The following is a 16,942-nucleotide window of genomic DNA, read 5'->3' as shown; positions in this document are numbered from 1 at the left end:
AACAAATAAAAAAATGTACCGAGCGCACCGATTTGCTGCACCCAATACACTAAAAAATCAAGGAATAACGATATAGGTTAGGTTGCTATTTGTAGCACATCGCCCACCCGAATAATGCCACCTTGCGCAATGTGCGCCGTGAGGCCGCCGTGGCCGCGCATGGCGTTGTAGCCGCCGGGACCCAGCTCTTCCTCCATGCGCGAGCACGGGTGGCACTCGCCGGTGATGTCGAGCACAACGTCGTCGCCGATGCGAATCTGGCGATTTTTCAGGGCCAGCAGGTTCAGGCCGCTCACCACCAAGTTGCGGCGCAGGCGGGCCGGGTCCAGGGGCGCATCCAGCCCCAGGTAGCCGGCCACCGCCGCCAGGTGCTCGTGCTGAATCAGAGTAATCTGCCGCTTGCCTCCGGTTTTGGGCCGGGCGTGGTCGCCGAGCAAGTGCGAATCGGTTTTCAGCTCCGCTTCGAGTACCGAAACCGGGGGCTCGCGGCGTACCGGCCGTGGGCCAATCCACTCCAGGCGGCCGGTTTGGGGCAAAGTGGCCAGCAGGCGCGCCACCGTCGATTTATCGTCACCGAAAAAGGGGAAAGCCATTATGTAGTGCTTATTGATGAGTGGTTAACGATGAATTGGCAGTGGTTGGAAATTCATCAGTAACCGGTACTTATTAACCGCTAACAATTAGAGCTCATCGGGCGTGCCGAAGCCTTCGCGGATTTCCGGATGTCCAATCATACCGCCGAGGTTACCAGCCCGCGCCAACAGCCCGTAGCTAAGCAGGGTGGCTGCCAGCGCCAGCAGTGCCAGCAGCCGAGCTTTAGGCGACGCCCCTTTCAGCAGCAGTAACCCGAACAGGGCCAGCGCGGCCGCACCTTCCAGGGCCCAGAAACCTAGTTCGGCGGCTTCCTCGTGGTTGTGGATGAGGGCCCGACTGGTGCGCGGCAACTGTTGGGCAATGGCGGCCGCACCCTCGCCCGTGAGCTGGGCCGGCAGGCAGAACAGGCCCGCTGCTAACACGGCTATCAGGCCGGCTTTGGTGAGGGTGAGATTGTGTTTGAAGAGGCCAGCGGCCAGCAGCACGGCAGCAAACAGGCTGCCCACGATGGGCACGTGGTTGAAAATAAGGTGCAAATGTGCTTGGTTCATGCCGGGAATTGGGGTGGAAGCCGGAGCCGCCAGCGTAGGCCACAAAGCTACCTCCGGGATGGCCGCAGCAAGGGGGCTACGCAACCGTTGGTCGTTGCTTCGACTCTGTTCTTTTAATGAACTGCTAACTGGCCAATATCGTTATCCTCACAGCTGCCAAATCGCCCGGGCCAGGCAAGGTTGCCGCAATGAAATAAGGCCCGGCACCGTTGTCGCACTCAGCCCCGGATACTGGGAGCACTGCGTTAGCAAAATTGCTTGTTGAAGCCTGCCGTGCTCATTTTCTGGCACTACGCTTGTCTTGTTACTGAGTCAGTAGTCATTTCTTATTGTCTTCCCGGTATGGCTTTCCTCCCCCAACTAATAACGCGCCTGGCAGTCCCGCTGCTCATCGTACTGCCATTGGCCCTGGCGGCTCCGGCCCAGGCCCAAAATGCGCCGGCTCCCACCGACGTCATCCGCGAAATCACCGACGCGGTAGGCCTCAAAGCCCGCTTCGAGCTGCGCGCCACCACCGAAGTAGACAACGCGGCCGCCGTGGTGTATAACGGCAAGCGCTACCTGCTCTACAACCCGGCCTTTCTGAATTCAGTGAACAAAGCCGGGCACACCGACTGGGCCGGCATCAGCATCCTGGCCCACGAAATGGGCCACCACCTCAACGGCCATACCCTGCGCTCGGGTGGTTCGCAACCCGCCGATGAGCTGGAGGCCGACGAGTTTTCGGGTTTCGTGCTGCGGAAGCTGGGCGCCAGCCTCGCGCAGGCCCAGGCCGCCATGGCCACCGTGCCCGATGCCGATGATTCGCCCACGCATCCCGGTCGCACGCCGCGCCTAGCCGCCATTGGCCAGGGCTGGCAGCGGGCCACCGAACAGCTCGTGGCCAGTGCCCGCGCTGCGGCTCCCTCAGCTGCTCCGGCCGTGGTAGCCGCGCGGCCGCGAGCGGTTGCACCAGTCTACAACAACGAGGACGTAGCCGACCTGCCAACCGCGGCTTCGGCCACTCCGACCCGAGAGATGGTCGCAGTTAGCCAGCGCAGTGGCGATGCCGTGCGCCTGGTGGGCCAGCTTACCTTTCGCAACGACCCCAGCCAGCGCTACTACCTCACCAATGCCCTGAAAGTGGTGCACGTGGACGAAGACGATAACGCCGAAGTGGTGGGCCGCGTGACCCGCACCGACAGCCAGGCCTTTCCCTTCGTGCTCACCGATGCCCAGCAGCGTCGCCTGTTTATCACCGAAAAAGGCGATGTGTACGATAAAGCCGGCCAGCGCGTCGCCAAGCTGCACGATACCATGTGATGAGCTTTTTGCAATACATGAAAAGCCGGCCCGCTTATACAGTGGGTCGGCTTTTTTGTGCCATGGCAGGTAAGGTTTTCACGGGCTGTCGTTCCTTCGTGGCCCGTTTCTCATCTTACCGGCCCACCTCTTTATGTCCCAGCTGCCTTTTCTGCTGATTGATGCGTTCACTACCGAGCCCCTGCGCGGCAATCCTTGCGCCGTGGTGCTCGATGCCGACGACCTCGACCCCGCGTTGCGCCAGCGCCTGGCCCGCGAGTTCAACCAGTCGGAAACGGCCTTTGTGAACCGCGCCGCGCCCGGCAGTACCGAATTTACCGTGCGCTTCTTTACGCCGGCTGAGGAAATTCCGCTGGCCGGGCACCCCACCATTGCCACCGCCACGGCGCTGCTGCACGCGGGCCGGGTGGCACTGCCTGCCTCCGGCGAAGCCCTCACGCTCACGCTACACCTGCTGCACGGCCCCATTCGGGTTGATGTGCTGCCGGGCGCGGCTGACGGTCCGGCGCTGGTTTGGATGACGCAGCGGCAGCCGGTGTTTGGCGCCACGCACGCGCCGGAGGCCGTGCTGCCGCTCTTCGGCCTCACGCCCGACGACTTGCTACCCGGTGCGCCTATCCAGACGGTGAGCACTGGCACGCCCCAGCTGATGATTTTGCTGCGCGACCACGCTGCCCTGCGCCGCGCCCACGTGGCGGATGCCCCTGCTCTGGGTCGCTACCGCGCCGAAAGCGACTTTTTCAGTCCGCACCTGTTTTGCCTGGGCGGGGCCACGCCGGCGGGCCACACCTTCGCCCGCCACTTCGGCACTCCGCCCGACGTGTCGGAAGACCCCGTTACGGGTTCGGCCACCGGTGGCATGGCGGCCTACCTCTGGCACCACGGCTACCTCAACTCGCCCGAATTTATTGCTGAGCAGGGCCACGACATGGGCCGTGCCGGTGCAGTGCAGGTTCGCATCGGCGGCCCGCGCGAGGCCATTGAATCGGTGCAGATTGGCGGCACGGGTGTGGTAGTGCTGGAAGGCGGGCTGCGCAGCGAATTGTAAGACGGCAGTGCAACCGGGAGGGGTTTGGGTTGTTGAAGAGATTGAATAAGACCGTCATTCTGAGCGCAGCCAAAGCATCGCTACCGCATGGGTAATTCCTGAATTTTGGATTAAGTAGTCGTTCCAAAGGAATTTGGCATCGGCCCGGTCCGACCGCCCTAGGCGGTCCGACCGGTTGAAGCACCGCCGGTGTGGCCCTGACGACAACCGGTCGGACCGCCTAGGGCGGTCGGACCGGGCCGGGCGGTGACCACATGCTACGCGGCAGAGATGCTTCGGCTGCGCTCAGCATGACGGCCTGTTAAACTCAACACTCAGCACTCACCCCTCAACCCTTCCCAACGTGCCCGAACTACCCGAAGTCGAAACCTACCGCCGCTTTATCGACGAGCTGGCTGTGGGCCAAACCATTGTTGCCGTGCAGGTGAACGATGCCCACGTACTGGCCACGCCCGAAGCAGAGCTTCGCGCCGGCCTCGTAGGCCGCGCCATCACCGGCACTTCGCGCCTGGGCAAAAACTGCTTCCTGGAGCTGGATAATGGCCAGGTACTCGTGCTGCATTTTGGCATGACCGGCGACGTGGGCGCCTACCGCGACGAACCCGACACCCCACGCTTCACCCGCGTAGCCCTGCACCTGGAAGATTCTGGCCTGCGCCTGGCCTTTATCGACCCCCGCAAATTTGGCCGTATTCGCCTCGCCGAAAGCGCTGCTGCGCATCAAAAAGCCAAGAAAATAGGCCCCGACGCGCTGGAAATAACGGCGGCCGAGCTGCACCAGAAGCTGAGCCGCCGCAAAACGCTGCTTAAGCCATTGTTGCTCGACCAGGGCATTACCGCCGGCCTCGGCAACTGGATTGTGGATGAAGTGTTGTTTCAGGCCAAAATCCACCCCGAGCGCCTGGGCGCTTCGCTCACCGAAAAGGAGGGGAAGTCCCTACACGACGCGGTGCAGTTGGTGCTGAGTACGGCCATTAACCGCGAAGCCAATTACCGCTATTTCCCGTCCTCTTTCCTCATTCACGCCCGCGAATGGGACACGTCGGCCACGCCGGATAGCGACGATGCGCACACGTTTTGTCCGCGTCATAGCAAGGTAAAAATCGACAAGAATTACGTGGGTGGTCGGGCGACGTATACGTGCCCTAAATGCCAGCCTACGCCGGGTGTGCAGTAGCCGATTCTGTACTTTCAGGCTCATCATGCGTTCGCTCAATTCGAGGGATTGACTGAGTACCTGCGGCGCACACACCAAAACCAATTAATGGGACCAGCAGCGCGCCAAGCAAGTAGATTTTGCGCCGGCCAGTAACTCGCGTAAATACTGCGCAACCTATATTGGTTAGAGTTGTAAGCACAATAACCAGCAGCATGATGAGTGAATAGCCACTAAAGTAATAGGCGGGTTCTGACCGAATAAAAATGCGCAATACAACTGCCGCACCCAGTAACGCTACAAGGTTGTACCCAAGAATTTTCTTCACATCATTGGTCATCGCAAATCGGCAAACTGTACGCGAAAAAGAATGGGGTTATTAGGCAATGCCCGGGCATGGTGTGAAAGTGCTCTGCCCACGCCATGCGAAGGTGGAATTCGGCGAATACGTGGTAGAAGGTCAGGTTATTTACGTTTGCCACAAGTGCCTGCCTGCGCCGGCATTAGTACATCTTGCCTAAGCCGCCGCCCATCGTAACGATGCCGGTGCAGGCTCCAAAGCCAATAATCAGCACGAGCAGCATGCTTAGGAAATAGGGCGCAGCCCCTACGCCTTTCTGTCCGCGCCCGAGATGCGTGAAGCCAAAAATCATATTGACAAATGCCTGGCTTAGGTAGAGCATGCAGAAAAGGATTGCACCCGTCTGTTCTAGGGCCTTATTGGCCAATCCGAGCACCACGGCTGCCAGCAGCAAGGCCAGCAAGTTGTTGCGGATGATGTGCTGGGCGGGCTTTTCCATGGCACGACGGCTTAGTTATTTAGTAGAGCTAGGTTAAATACAGGTGTTAATGACCGCCGTGCAGACCGCCGTTCAATTGAATAACCAGTGCACAAAGGCCAAACCCAATTAGTGGAAGCAGCAGCGCCGAAAGCAGAAAAGCCACGACCCAGTTGAGTCGGTTGAAGCGGCTCACAAGTAGCGCCGCCAGCAGGTTAACCACCGTTAGCCCCAGTATGGCACTGGCAACAGTGCCCGCTCCGCCGCCCAAAGCTATATTGATAGCTATAAGAGCCATCAGATTGATGACTATGGGCCAGAGTAATGGCTTTTTAGGCGGTAGTGGCTGAGGAGACGGTTCCATTAATCAGGAATGTTTAACTGCTATTCCCCTAATTGGGCAGCGGTTTGTGTTGCCGATTGCGGTACTTACGATAGGACCAAAACGCTCAGTAGGTCTAGCCACAATTCCGCCCGTAAGCACGATTAATGCATGCTGCCCATGTGGGTTAGCGAGTATGCACAGCTACCTAGCCCAACCAGGAAAATGCCAATGCTGGAGTAGATACATCCCATTACCGTTTGGCGACGGCCCATAAATGCCAACCCAATGGCCGCGAATGTGTTTAGGCTAAATAGCGCCAGCAACGCAAAAAAATAAGCATATGCGGTGTCGCTTGGCTTGCCATCGCCCGCGGCGAAAGCTGCCACATACAACACCAACATCAGACTCGCATTGAGGAGCATCGGCCCCTTTACGCTGCCTTGTGGCCGTTCTGGCCGCGGTTTGGGCTGCAGGTCCGTTTCCATTAGATAATTCCCACCCGCTCAGCCCGCAATTCTTCCAGCCGCGCCAGTTTCTCCTGGTCGCGGTAAAAGATGTTCATTGTTTCAAACGGAATGATTTTCAAGTCCTTGCTCACGATGTGGACGCAGGATTTTTTTACGGCGCGCACATCGAAATTATACGCGTCCATAAATTGCAGGATGATGATGCGGAACAGGTTCTCGTAGCCCAGGTTGGGCGCCGAAACCTGCGGCAGGCAGCACAGCAATTGGTTGATTTCGGGTACCACCGTATCCACGGTATTGGCGGTGCTGAACAGCTTGAGCATGTGCTGGCGCAGGCGCGGGTCGCGCTCATACACAATGGTGTTGCTGCTATTCTGGAGCAGTTCGGCCGGGTCGATGTAGCGGGTGAGCGGGAACACTTCGCCGTCGAGCTTCAGGGCGTAGGCCATGGCCAGGGCGTCGGGGTTGCAGGGCACGGGCAGCAGGTCTTCGGCCGAGAAAACCGGGCTTTGGTCGATGATGCCCTGGCGCACTTCCGTGAGCGAAAACGAGTCGGTTTCAGGGTTGAAATTATCGAGCCGCCCGGCCGCCTGGGTGGGCTGAAACGTGACGCCGCGAATGCATTTCTGCTTCAGGGCGTAGTCGATGATGTCGCCCATTTCATCATCATTCAGGCCCTTTTGCAAGGTCACGACCAGCGTGGTGCTGAGGTTATACTTGTTCAGGTTCTCAATGGCCTGCTTGCGCACTTCGCGCAGGTCGCGGCCGCGCATGGTCATGAGCACGTGCTCGCGGAAGGAGTCGAACTGCAGGTACACTTCAAATGCCCCCGAATAGGTAGCCAGCCGCGCCACAAAGGCTTCGTCTTTGGCCAGGCGCACGCCGTTGGTGTTCACCATCAGGTGCTTGATGGGCTTGCGCTTGCACATGTCCAGGATTTCCCAGAACTGCGGATGCAGCGTGGGCTCGCCACCCGATATCTGGATGACGTCGGGCTCGCCTTCGTTGGCTACCACCAGGTCCACCATGGCTTCCACTTCCTCCAGAGTGCGGTGCCGGCCATGGGTGGGGCTGCTCTCGGCGTAGCAGGTGGGGCAGGTGAGGTTGCAGCGGTCGGTTATCTCGATGACGGTAAGGCAGCTGTGCTGCTCGTGGTCGGTGCAGAGGCCACAGTCGTAAGGGCAGCCAAAATGCGTGGCCATGTTGAAACGGCGCGGCGTTTCGCTGGGCTTCACGTAGTTGCGGGTGCTCTTGTAGTACTCAATATCGGTGGCGATGCGCACCTTCTGACGCCCGTGCTCGGGGCAGCGCTTGAGCATGAACACGTTGCCGTCTTCAAAAACGATTTTGGCCTCGATGCGGCGCAGGCACTGCGGGCACAGGCTCAGGGTGAAGTCGTAGTAGGTGTAAGGACGTTCGGGCATGGAAAGGAAGGAGGGAAGGGAAACTCAACGGCGGAAGATAAGGTGAAAGCATAAGCTCGTCTGTCATCCTGAGCCTGCGAAGGACCTTATCACCACTGCACGATTTGTAGTAATCAGTGTAATCAGTCCGGGCGTGATAAGGTCCTTCGCTCTGCTCAGGATGACAGATTTCACCCACGCAAATCCTTAAGGGCCTGCGTGACTTCGTACTCCGTAATCTGGCCCGGGTAGTTGGTGTAGAAAATGTTGTCCTCATTCAGCCGGTAGCCCCCAATCAGGGCCCGCTGCGCGGCTTCCAGATACTGCCGGGCCACTGCGGGCTGGCCCAGTGCCTGGTAGGTGAGGGCCAGGTAATAATTGGCCTCTGGATGCTGGGGATAGGCTTTCAGGCACTGTAGCAGGTATGCCTGCGCCTGCGGGTACTGCTTGAGCCGGGCAGCTACTACACCGGCATAAAACAGCGAGTTGAAGTGGAGCTGGCCGCTGCCATCGCCGCCACGCTGTAGGGCAATGTCCTGGGCAAACGCGGTTTCGGCCAGCTTATAATGGCCCAGCTCCAACTCGCAGGCACCCTCAAAAAACGGATACGTGTGGTCCATCTCGCGGCCATTGGGCTTGAGTTTGGCCACCCGCTGGAAATCAAGAATGGCCCCGGTGTAATCCTTCGAGAAAATGCACTTGAGGAAGCCCCGATAGGCCAGCCAGCGGTTTGCATCCAGTTCCACTGCCTTGTCCACCAACGGAAAAGCCTGCGCATAATCGCCGCATTTAATCAGCGGCATGGCCTTCTGCTGATAGGCTTGGGCAATGTTGGGGCAGGCCGCAATCAGGCTGTCGCAATACTGGCCCCATTGCGGACTGAGGTAGCTAATGCGGTGCGCGCCCCGGTCCAGGTAGCGAGCCACAAGGGTATCCTGGTAGGCTTTGCTGCTGCAGTCGCCAGCCGGCACTTTGAGGGTTGCGGGCCCCTGGCATTGCCCCAGCCGCCCCACGGCCAGCAGGCTAAGGAATAACGGCCACGACTTTGCCATCGGTTATTTTAAACGTTAAGTAAGTGAAATAGCTGACGGCATGGCCGCTGTAGTTTGCCACGCGCCAGTCCTTGAGGGTTTTCAGAAACGCGTACAATTCACTCACCAGCTCGGGGCGGAAGTGGAAGGCCTTGTAATTCGCATCGGTCTGCAGCACCTGCGTCATCGGCTGCCGAAACCCCGCGCAGTCGATAACGAACCGAAACGTTAGGTAGCCGCTGCCGCTGAACTTGCGGTTGCCGCGCTGCAAAAATGCCGTTGCCTCGCGTACCAGCGTGGCCGAGCTGCGCGGGTATTTTGCATCAACGGCGAAGTATGGCAGTGTCATGGCCTTCGCGCAGGCCGGGTTGCGGGTCGTGGTGGTGTCGAGGTATTCGCCGCCGTGGAATGTGAGGTATTGAGCGTGGGCGGTCAGGCTGGCTAGCAGTGGTAGCAGGCAAAGTAGAATCAGTTGTTTCATTTGTGTGGCCTCAATAGGGCGTAGATAACCCAAGTTGCGGGCACAAATTCAGCATGAAGTCGTGGTAGGTTGGACATTCGGGCATGCCAGATAAAAGATTGGTATTTATGTTACAACAGTTACTATTATATTTTCAGGTATTTCAAATTCAGTGCTAATAAATTCACTCAAACTCAGAGTTTCTTCAGGATATTTATCTGGAAAGTATTCCCACCAAGTGGCAAATATTTTCAGACAGTTATCTGGAAGATGGTGCTTCAAATGACTCTTAAACAAGGCTACATCCTTAAGCCTACTGGGGTAATTATCTGCATCATCCCCTTTTAATTGTGGGTTGTACATAAGACCACAGGAACATCCCATAAAGGAACCAAGCTCATAAACGTGAGTAGCGCTTAGAAGCTCATGCATTCTAGCGGCTTCGGCCTCATCATTCACAGCATTTACATAGAATCCTGGAGTGCTCTTATTCCAAATAATTTGTGGAAGAGGTAAAATCGAGCCAAGGTAAATTCGAACACACATAATTCCAGCTAGGGAAAGGCCAAAGCCTAATAATCGCAAAGATGCGTCTCTGCACCGTGCTGCCGACTTTTTAAACAGGTTGAGTGAAATAATCAGCTACTCAGCAAATGTTTTCGTTCATCAACGGGTCTTTTTGAAAGATACAGCCAAACATAATACCCCAACCCCGCCACGCACGCCCACTGAATAGCCGTGAGTCCCAGCCCGGGCAGCGCCGCCGTGGGCTTGATAAATTCTGCCAGCAGCCGGAATAGCAGATAGGCGCTCAGAAACAGTTGAAACCGCCGCCCGTCGGTCAGTGCCTTGTGGCGTTCCAGTAGCCACAGCAGCAGCGCCAGCGCCGCCAGGAACAGGATTTCGTAGAGGTTGGTGGGATGACGGCGTACACCATCGCCGAAATTGATGCCCCAGGGGAGGGTAGTGGCGGTGCCATAGGTGCCATCTTCCAGCCCGCTGAAGAAACAGCCGAGCCGGCCAATGGTCAGGCCCAGCAGGATGGGGAACACCATGAGGTCGCCGCTGCTGGCCGTGACGCCCAGGCGCTTTTTGGTGAACTCCACGCCGAGGAGGCCGCCCAGGAAACCGCCCACGATGGTTTTGTTGGTGAAGTAGTAAAGCCAGCCGCCGGGCGGGTGCGCCAGGAGCCCGGGGTGCTCCAGCAGGCCCAGCAGGCGCGAGCCCAGCAGCGCCCCGGCGGCGGCGCCCACAAAAATCCACTGCCGGTGCTCGCTGCTGATGCGGTCGGGGTGCCCGGCGCGCAAGTGGGTGTAGAGGCGGAAGCCGAGCGTGTAGGCTAATACCTCGCACAGCAGGTGCACGGGCAGGCGCGCAGGACCGAGGGCAAGCTCAACGGGAAAATGCATGGCCCTAAAGCTAGGGCGGGTTTACTAAAGCAGCACCGTAGCTGGCTGGCCTACGGGATTGGCATCACACAAAATGAATGATGCAGTGGTAGCGTGTTTCGTGGTGCGGCCGAGGGCGGAATCGGTGTACTGTAACGTCTTATAAACAGCAATATAAATTTCAGTGCGCTAGAGAATTAATCATATATTTAACCATGCTATAGAGTCTAATAACGCTGAAAGTCGGCCTTGCCTGCGATGGGCGGGCGGCTACCTTGGGCCTGTTATCTCTTTCTCACTCAATTTCTGCATCATGAAATCCTTCGAAACGTCGTCTTCCTCCTTGTCCGGATTGCTGGGCCTGTTTCGACGGCGGGCACCCGGCGTGGCGTGGTGCCTGCTGGTATTCTTTGCGCCGCTGGTCTCCGGTTGTAATTATTACCGCGGGAAGGAGCAGGAGGTAAGCCGGACAAACCTGAACATGCTGGCGGAGTCGAAGCTGTTTGTGGTGCACCAGGGCCAGGCGGTGTGGGAGCTGCGCAACCCGCACCTGAACGGAGAAGTGCTGGAAGGCACGAAGCAGTCACTGAGCGCGCCCGTGGTACGCTACGGCGAAGCACCGAAAGCAGGCTATTCTCCCCGCTACCAGCTCAAAGACAAATCGTTGGTGTTGAATATTGTACATGTGTATGTGAGCGATGCACAGGCGGGTGCCGAAGACCGGGTGAGTATACCCTTCGCAGCCATCCGGCAGATTGATTTGCTAGAAAAAGACTCGGGCAAAACAACTGCCTCCTATGTTTTCGGGTCGTTGGGAGTCGTAGCGGGCACGTTTGTCGTGCTGGCGGTGATTGTGGCGCTCACCAAAAGCTCGTGCCCCTTTGTGTACGCCTACGACGGCCACGAATACCGCTTTGTGGGCGAGGCGTACGGCGGGGCCATTTTCGCGCCAGCCGAGCGCAACGACTATCTGCCACTGCCCGCCATCGAGCCCGAAAACAACCAGTACCGACTCAAAATCAGCAACGAGCTGAAGGAGCGGCAGTACACCAACCTGGCCGAGCTGTGGGTGGTGCAGCACGCCGCCCGCACGCAGGTGCTGCTCGACCAGCGCGGCCTGGTGCAAACGCTAGTTGCGCCCCAGCCGCCCTTGCAGGCCCGCTCGCCGGGCGGCAACGACTGCACGGCCCAACTGCAGGCTACCGACCACAAAGCGGTGCTGTTCGATGAAGACGTGCCCGGCAGTGCCCCCAACGAAGTGGTGCTGACCTTCGCCAAGCCAGCTGCCGCGCGCCACGGCAAGCTGGTGCTGCACGCCCAAAACTCGCTGTGGCTGGATTATCTGTACGGGGCGTTTATCGAAAAATTCGGAACGGCTTACAACAGCTGGGCCGCTCAGCAAAAGACCCAGCCCGCCGAAACAAACCGCCAGTGGGGCCTCGACCAGCACATTCCGCTGAAGGTGTATGTGGAAGCCGGCCACGGCTGGCAGTTGGCCGAGACCATTCCCACCATTGGCCCGCTGGCTTCGCGCGATTTGGTGGTGCCGCTCGATTTTGCCGGTGCCACAACCGGCCAGGTGCGCGTGAAGCTAGAATGCGGCTTCATGTTTTGGGAAGTGGACTACGCCGCGCTCGACTGCAGCCCCAACGTGCCCGTGCAACTGGATAAATGCCGCCCCACCAGCGCCATCACCGAGCGCGGCGCCGATGCCCGCGCCCAACTGGCCGCCGACGATACCCTGTACCTGAGCCAGCCCCGGCCGGGCTCCACCGTCAGTCTGACGTACGAATCGGGCCTGCCTACCCCGGCTGCTGGCACCCGCCGCACGGCGTTTCTGCGCACCAAGGGCTACTACGAGCACATCCGCGATTTCCAGGGACTGCCCAACCTGCCCGAATTGTACGCCTTTAGAAAGCCGGGCCGCTTCATCGAGTTTTCGAAGGAGAAATACCGCGCCACTGCTCAGGAAATCACGCCCGTACTTGCCCACCGCTAACGCTCATGGAAACTACGCTCATCACCGACCTGACCTATGTGGATGCGCCACCCGCCCCGGTGGCCGTGCCCAGCCTGCCGCCCGCCATGCTCGCTTCGCGCCTGCAGCGCGCCCTGGTAGCCGGACTGATTAAACTGGCGGAAGTGCGCCTGCTGTTTCGGTTTCTGCGCACGCCAGCTCGTGTAAAACGGGCCGTAGACGGAGTAGAAGACTTAAAACGCACGTATTACGGCGACCTCAAAGTGCAGAAAATAGCGCGGGTAGCCGGCCGCTATTACCGCGAGTACCAGACGCCAGGCTGGCCCAGTGCCGCCTACGACGCCTACGTAGCCACCACTATCAACCGCCACGTACCGTTTCGGGGCGACACCGAAACGCTGAACCTGGTGTTTTTGGCCATCACCAAAAAGTGCCCGCTGGCTTGCGAGCACTGCTTCGAATGGGACGCCCTAAACCAAAAGGAAAACCTGACGCGGGAGCACATTCGGGACATGGTGGCGGCATTCCAGGCCCGCCACGTGAGCCAGATTTTCTTTAGCGGCGGCGAACCCATGCTGCGCGTGAACGACCTGGTGGCGGTAGTGGCCGGTGCTAAGCCGGGCACCGATTTCTGGGTAATCACCTCGGGCTTCAACTTCACCCGCGAAAATGCCGGCCGGCTCAAACGCGCCGGGTTCACAGGCGTTACCATCAGCCTCGACCACCACGAACCCGCCCGGCACAACGCTTTCCGCGGTTCGCCGCAGGCCTACCAGAATGCTGTGCAGGCAGCTACCTATGCGCAAGAGGTGGGTTTGGTCGTGAACCTATCGTTGTGCGCCACGCAGGAGTTCACCACCGAAGCCAACCTGCTGGCCTATGCCCGCTTGGCCCGGCAATTGGGCGTCGCGTTCATTCAGATTCTGGAGCCGCGTGCAGTGGGCCACTACGCCGGCCGCAACGTAGACCCCAGCCCCGCCCAAATTGCGCTGCTGGAAGAATTCTACCTGAAGCTGAATTTTGGGCCTGATTTCCTCGACTGGCCCATGGTGCACTACTACGGCTACCACCAGCGCCGCATGGGCTGCAGCGGGGCCGCTGACCGGTTCCTCTACGTGGATACCGATGGCGACATGCACGCCTGCCCGTTCTGCCAGAAAAAGAGCGGCAGCGCCCTGTGCGGCTCGCTTGATGCTTCTCTGCAAGCCATTAAAACAGGCGGTTGCCACGCATTTGCTCAGGCCGAAATGTAGAAAAACGATGAAAGCAGCCGTGGCAAAAAAAACGTCATGCTTATCTGACGTCCGCTTGCCGAAGCATCTTTACCGCGAAGAGTAATTCATTTACTACTGCGGTAGAGATACTTCGGCAAGCGGACGTCAGGTAAGCATGACGTGCAATGATTTTAGGCGTTTGCTCTTGCTATAGCTCGTTATTCTTCGCCGCCGCTTTGCGAGTAAGCGTGGTGAGGGGCGAGCGGGTTAGTTCCGACTCGCTCTCGAAGCCGGTGCGGCGCGCGTTGGCCGCGGCGCTTTCGCCGGTGGCGGGCAGGGCCCGGTTCATCCAGCTCAGGATGTCGGTGGTGGTGCCGGGCAGCAGGCCGTGGAAGGCCGCCAGGAACTTGGCGGGCAGCGAGAGTATCACCTCACCATCGCCGCGGCGGCAGGCGTTCCAGATTTGGCGGCCGGCCTGTTCGGCATTCATGGTGAGGCCGGGGAGTGAATCGGCAATGCTGAACCAGGCAAATTCCTTTTTGTGCTGGCCCTTCACCAAAGCGTGGTCGGGGCTGCCGGTACGCATCAGGCCGGGGCAAACCGTGGTTACGTTGATGCCGTACTGCCGCAGCTCGGCCCGAAACCCTTCAGAGAGGCCCACCAAGGCAAATTTGCTGGCGCTGTAGGGGGCCATGTGGGGCAGGGCCACCTTGCCGCCGAGCGAGGAGATGTTGACAATGCGGCCTTCGCCCCGGCGACGCATGCTGGGCAGCACGGCCTGCATCGCGTACAGCGGCGCCCAGAAGTGAATGGCCATAGCATCCTCGTAGTCGCGCGAGTCCATGTTATCCAGCGGGCCGCCGATGATGATGCCGGCGTTGTTGATAAGCACGTCGACGACTCCCAGGCGGGTTTCGACTTCGGCCACCATGCTGCGCACCTCTGCTTCGTTGGTGACGTCGCGGGAGAGCGTGAGCACGTCGGCCTCGGCCGCACCGGCCATCAGCAAGTCCTGGCGGGCGCGGGCCAGCTCGGCTTCGTCGCGGGCACAGATGGCCACCCGGGCCCCTTCGGCCACGGCCTGGCGGGCGAGTACGAGGCCCAGCCCGCGCGAGCCGCCGGTAATGAGCACCACGCGCCGGCTCAAATCGTAGGAGCCGCGGCGGTTGCCCCACAGGCTAAGGGCCAGGGTGGCTGCGCCGAGGCCGGCGGCCAGCAACCAATTGGAATTTGAGCGTTTGGCGTGTTTCATGGTGAGTAGTATGGGAAAAGACGCCCAAAGGTTGCAAAGCAGGGTGCAGTGGCCCAAATTTTCCGTGCGGACTGGCACGAAACGTGGTTGGCACCGCGTTCGGGAGGATACGAGCCGGGTTTTTGGCCGATATTTACTCCGTCGTAGCGCTATGTTCCAGCGCAGTCGATTTTTGCTTTTTGTCTTCTGATATGAAACCTCTGTTGCTCTCGCCACTACTGGCTCTGGCGCTGCTCACGGCCCCGGCGGCCACTCGCGCGCAGACCCCGTCCACCGTCAAAACCAAGGTGAAACCCTCCGGCCAGGCCAGCGTGAAAACCAAAGCCAGAGTATCGGCCGCCCCAACTGCTGCCCCCGAAACGGTGTTCGCACCCGATGCCGTGGTTGATGCCAAAGCCAATGCCCTCACCACCAACATGCAGCAGAACCTGGGCCTCAATCCCCAGCAAACCGAGAAAGTCCGCGTCATCAACCGCCGCGGGGTAGAAATGGTGGAGTCGGGCCGTTTGCGTTATAAATCGAACCCGCGTAAGTTGTCCGGCATCATCGAAAGCGCCGGTCGCTCGCGCCTCGAAGCCCTGAAAGACGTGCTCACGACGGCCCAGTTCAATAAATACCAGCGCAAGCGCGAAGAGAAAATGGGCGTGCCCAATCTGCAGGGCGTGCAGGGCAATGCAGCCCCGGGCCTGGGCGGCGGGGTTCCCACCGAGTAGATTTTTATCAATCCGTTACATCTGTCATTCTGAGCGCAGCGAAGGACCTTATCACGTCGCAACGACTAGTTCAAAAGTGATAAGGTCCTTCGCTACGCTCAGGATGACAGACGATTTAATATTTGCAAAAAGCGCCGGATTCGCTCGATTTCGGCGCTTTTTTGTGTCCACACCGTATCATCCTAGAGCCCCGCGGCGTATCCTTGCCTCATGACGCCAACACCTGCTCCTGCTGCGCCCAACCGTTTTGCTGCTCTCTTATCCCGCGCCGGGCTCGATTGGTTTTTGCTGGCCCTTATTGGTGTGGTGGCGCTGGCCTACTTTGCGCCCGGCCTGGGTAGCAAGGCCAGCCCGGTGCCGTGGCACACCATTACCACGGTGGGCGTGGCGCTGGTTTTCTTCTTCTATGGCCTGAAGCTGAGCTTTGCGAAGCTGCGCGACGGCATGCGCAATTGGCGGCTGCACACCCTGGTGCAATTGAGCACGTTTGCCCTGTTTCCGGCACTGGCCCTGCTGGTGCGCCCGTTTTTTTGGGCCGAAGGTGGCGAAGTGCTCTGGCAAAGCATTTTCTTTTTGTGCGCGCTGCCCAGCACGGTTTCTACCTCGGTGGTGATGGTAAGCATTGCGGGCGGCAACCTGCCGGCGGCCATTTTCAACGCCAGCATTTCCAGCTTGCTGGGCATAGCTCTCACGCCGCTGCTATGCAGCTTGTTTCTGCACACCGGTTCAGGAGGCGGCCAGCTCTGGAGCCTCGGGGTGCAACTGCTGTGGCAGGTGGTACTGCCGGTAGGGGCGGGGGTGCTGCTCAATTCGCGCTTCCATGCCTTTGCCGACCGCCACAAAGCCGGTCTGCGCATCTTCGACCAGGTGACCATCCTGCTCATCGTCTTCACGGCCTTCTGCGATTCCTTCGCCGAAGGCATTTTCAGCCGCTACCGCCCAGCCGATGTCGCCAAGCTGGGCGCCGGCATGGTGGCGTTGTACCTGCTGGTATTCGGTATTATCTGGGGCCTGAGTCAGGCGCTTCACTTCAAGCGGGCCGACCAAATCGTGGCCGTGTTCTGCGGTTCGAAAAAGTCCTTGGTCCACGGCAGCGTTATGGCAAGCCTGCTGTTTCCGGCCAGCGCCGCCACAGGCCTCATCCTGCTGCCACTCATGCTCTACCACGCCCTCCAGATTGTGTTGGCCAGTAGCATGGCGCAGTACCTGGGGCGGCAGGCCACAGCCGAGCCAGCGGTGGCCATCCGGTAACTAGGAAAAAAAGACGTCATGCTGAGCTTG

At 59.3% G+C, this 16,942-nt stretch carries 19 protein-coding genes; 7 read left to right on the top strand and 12 right to left on the bottom strand.

All coding sequences use genetic code 11. From position 1 onward, the window contains the following. Nucleotides 1-77: 77 nt before the first annotated feature. Both ABD837_RS19940 and ABD837_RS19935 read right to left on the bottom strand, forming a co-directional pair. Complete coding sequence (locus ABD837_RS19940; RefSeq protein WP_345058121.1) at nt 78-593, bottom strand: MOSC domain-containing protein; 516 nt, start codon at nt 591-593, stop codon at nt 78-80. An 87-nt stretch (nt 594-680) separates the two neighbouring features. Continuing rightward, complete coding sequence (locus ABD837_RS19935) at nt 681-1,145, bottom strand: hypothetical protein (RefSeq protein ID WP_345058119.1); 465 nt, start codon at nt 1,143-1,145, stop codon at nt 681-683. Nucleotides 1,146-1,487: 342 nt separating this feature from the next. Between ABD837_RS19935 and ABD837_RS19930 the strand changes: the two genes are divergently transcribed. The 3 genes from ABD837_RS19930 to mutM all read left to right on the top strand — a co-directional run bounded on the left by ABD837_RS19930 (nt 1,488) and on the right by mutM (nt 4,672). Next, the gene (locus ABD837_RS19930; protein WP_345058117.1) at nt 1,488-2,447 is read left to right on the top strand and encodes a M48 family metalloprotease; all 960 of its coding nucleotides are present in this window, start codon (nt 1,488-1,490) and stop codon (nt 2,445-2,447) included. Between the two features lie 133 nt (nt 2,448-2,580). Then, on the top strand, nt 2,581-3,495 hold the full coding sequence (locus ABD837_RS19925) for a PhzF family phenazine biosynthesis protein (protein ID WP_345058115.1): 915 nt from the start codon (nt 2,581-2,583) through the stop codon (nt 3,493-3,495). A 343-nt stretch (nt 3,496-3,838) separates the two neighbouring features. Beyond that, on the top strand, nt 3,839-4,672 hold the full coding sequence (gene mutM, locus ABD837_RS19920; protein ID WP_345058113.1) for a DNA-formamidopyrimidine glycosylase: 834 nt from the start codon (nt 3,839-3,841) through the stop codon (nt 4,670-4,672). On the opposite strand, the gene ABD837_RS19915 is transcribed toward mutM, so the two are convergent. The 9 genes from ABD837_RS19915 to ABD837_RS19875 all read right to left on the bottom strand — a co-directional run bounded on the left by ABD837_RS19915 (nt 4,653) and on the right by ABD837_RS19875 (nt 10,525). Beyond that, nucleotides 4,653-4,991: a hypothetical protein gene (locus ABD837_RS19915; RefSeq protein ID WP_345058111.1), complete on the bottom strand. Its 339-nt coding sequence runs from the start codon at nt 4,989-4,991 to the stop codon at nt 4,653-4,655. The genes mutM and ABD837_RS19915 overlap by 20 nt on opposite strands. Before the next feature lie 163 nt (nt 4,992-5,154). Then, a complete protein-coding gene (locus ABD837_RS19910) occupies nt 5,155-5,451 on the bottom strand; it encodes a hypothetical protein (protein ID WP_345058109.1) in 297 nt (98 codons plus the stop codon). Between the two features lie 46 nt (nt 5,452-5,497). Further along, nucleotides 5,498-5,794 carry a hypothetical protein gene (locus ABD837_RS19905; protein ID WP_345058107.1) on the bottom strand — a complete coding sequence of 99 codons (297 nt, stop codon included), beginning with the start codon at nt 5,792-5,794 and terminating at the stop codon, nt 5,498-5,500. A 122-nt stretch (nt 5,795-5,916) separates the two neighbouring features. Continuing rightward, nucleotides 5,917-6,240 carry a hypothetical protein gene (locus ABD837_RS19900; protein ID WP_345058105.1) on the bottom strand — a complete coding sequence of 108 codons (324 nt, stop codon included), beginning with the start codon at nt 6,238-6,240 and terminating at the stop codon, nt 5,917-5,919. Next, entirely contained in the window at nt 6,240-7,646 is a 1,407-nt protein-coding gene (locus tag ABD837_RS19895; protein WP_345058103.1) for a radical SAM protein, read from the bottom strand. The genes ABD837_RS19900 and ABD837_RS19895 overlap by 1 nt, the downstream gene beginning before the upstream one ends. A gap of 170 nt (nt 7,647-7,816) precedes the next feature. Continuing rightward, entirely contained in the window at nt 7,817-8,677 is an 861-nt protein-coding gene (locus tag ABD837_RS19890) for a tetratricopeptide repeat protein (protein WP_345058101.1), read from the bottom strand. Beyond that, nucleotides 8,649-9,137 (bottom strand): hypothetical protein, encoded by a 489-nt coding sequence (locus ABD837_RS19885; RefSeq protein ID WP_345058099.1) that lies wholly within the window; start codon nt 9,135-9,137, stop codon nt 8,649-8,651. Before ABD837_RS19885 ends, ABD837_RS19890 begins: the two co-directional genes overlap by 29 nt. Nucleotides 9,138-9,242: 105 nt before the next feature. Next, nucleotides 9,243-9,662 (bottom strand): hypothetical protein, encoded by a 420-nt coding sequence (locus tag ABD837_RS19880; RefSeq protein WP_345058097.1) that lies wholly within the window; start codon nt 9,660-9,662, stop codon nt 9,243-9,245. Between the two features lie 92 nt (nt 9,663-9,754). Continuing rightward, a complete protein-coding gene (locus ABD837_RS19875; RefSeq protein ID WP_345058095.1) occupies nt 9,755-10,525 on the bottom strand; it encodes a prolipoprotein diacylglyceryl transferase family protein in 771 nt (256 codons plus the stop codon). A 292-nt stretch (nt 10,526-10,817) separates the two neighbouring features. Between ABD837_RS19875 and ABD837_RS19870 the strand changes: the two genes are divergently transcribed. Together ABD837_RS19870 and ABD837_RS19865 are read left to right on the top strand one after the other, a co-directional pair. Beyond that, complete coding sequence (locus ABD837_RS19870) at nt 10,818-12,503, top strand: hypothetical protein (RefSeq protein WP_345058093.1); 1,686 nt, start codon at nt 10,818-10,820, stop codon at nt 12,501-12,503. Between the two features lie 5 nt (nt 12,504-12,508). Beyond that, nucleotides 12,509-13,735: a radical SAM protein gene (locus tag ABD837_RS19865; protein WP_345058091.1), complete on the top strand. Its 1,227-nt coding sequence runs from the start codon at nt 12,509-12,511 to the stop codon at nt 13,733-13,735. A gap of 169 nt (nt 13,736-13,904) precedes the next feature. On the opposite strand, the gene ABD837_RS19860 is transcribed toward ABD837_RS19865, so the two are convergent. After that, nucleotides 13,905-14,948, bottom strand: a complete 1,044-nt coding sequence (locus ABD837_RS19860; protein ID WP_345058089.1) for an SDR family NAD(P)-dependent oxidoreductase — start codon at nt 14,946-14,948, stop codon at nt 13,905-13,907. 191 nt (nt 14,949-15,139) lie between these two features. Here ABD837_RS19860 and ABD837_RS19855 point away from each other — a divergent pair, with 191 nt between their 5' ends. Both ABD837_RS19855 and ABD837_RS19850 read left to right on the top strand, forming a co-directional pair. Beyond that, nucleotides 15,140-15,661: a hypothetical protein gene (locus ABD837_RS19855; protein WP_345058087.1), complete on the top strand. Its 522-nt coding sequence runs from the start codon at nt 15,140-15,142 to the stop codon at nt 15,659-15,661. A gap of 210 nt (nt 15,662-15,871) precedes the next feature. Beyond that, a complete protein-coding gene (locus ABD837_RS19850) occupies nt 15,872-16,912 on the top strand; it encodes a bile acid:sodium symporter family protein (RefSeq protein WP_345058085.1) in 1,041 nt (346 codons plus the stop codon). Nucleotides 16,913-16,942: the final 30 nt, after the last annotated feature.

It is taken from the genome of Hymenobacter glaciei, assembly GCF_039539585.1.
Lineage (GTDB): Bacteria > Bacteroidota > Bacteroidia > Cytophagales > Hymenobacteraceae > Hymenobacter > Hymenobacter glaciei.
Note: the sequence above shows the minus strand (reverse complement) of the source record. Positions and strands in the feature narration are given on the sequence as shown.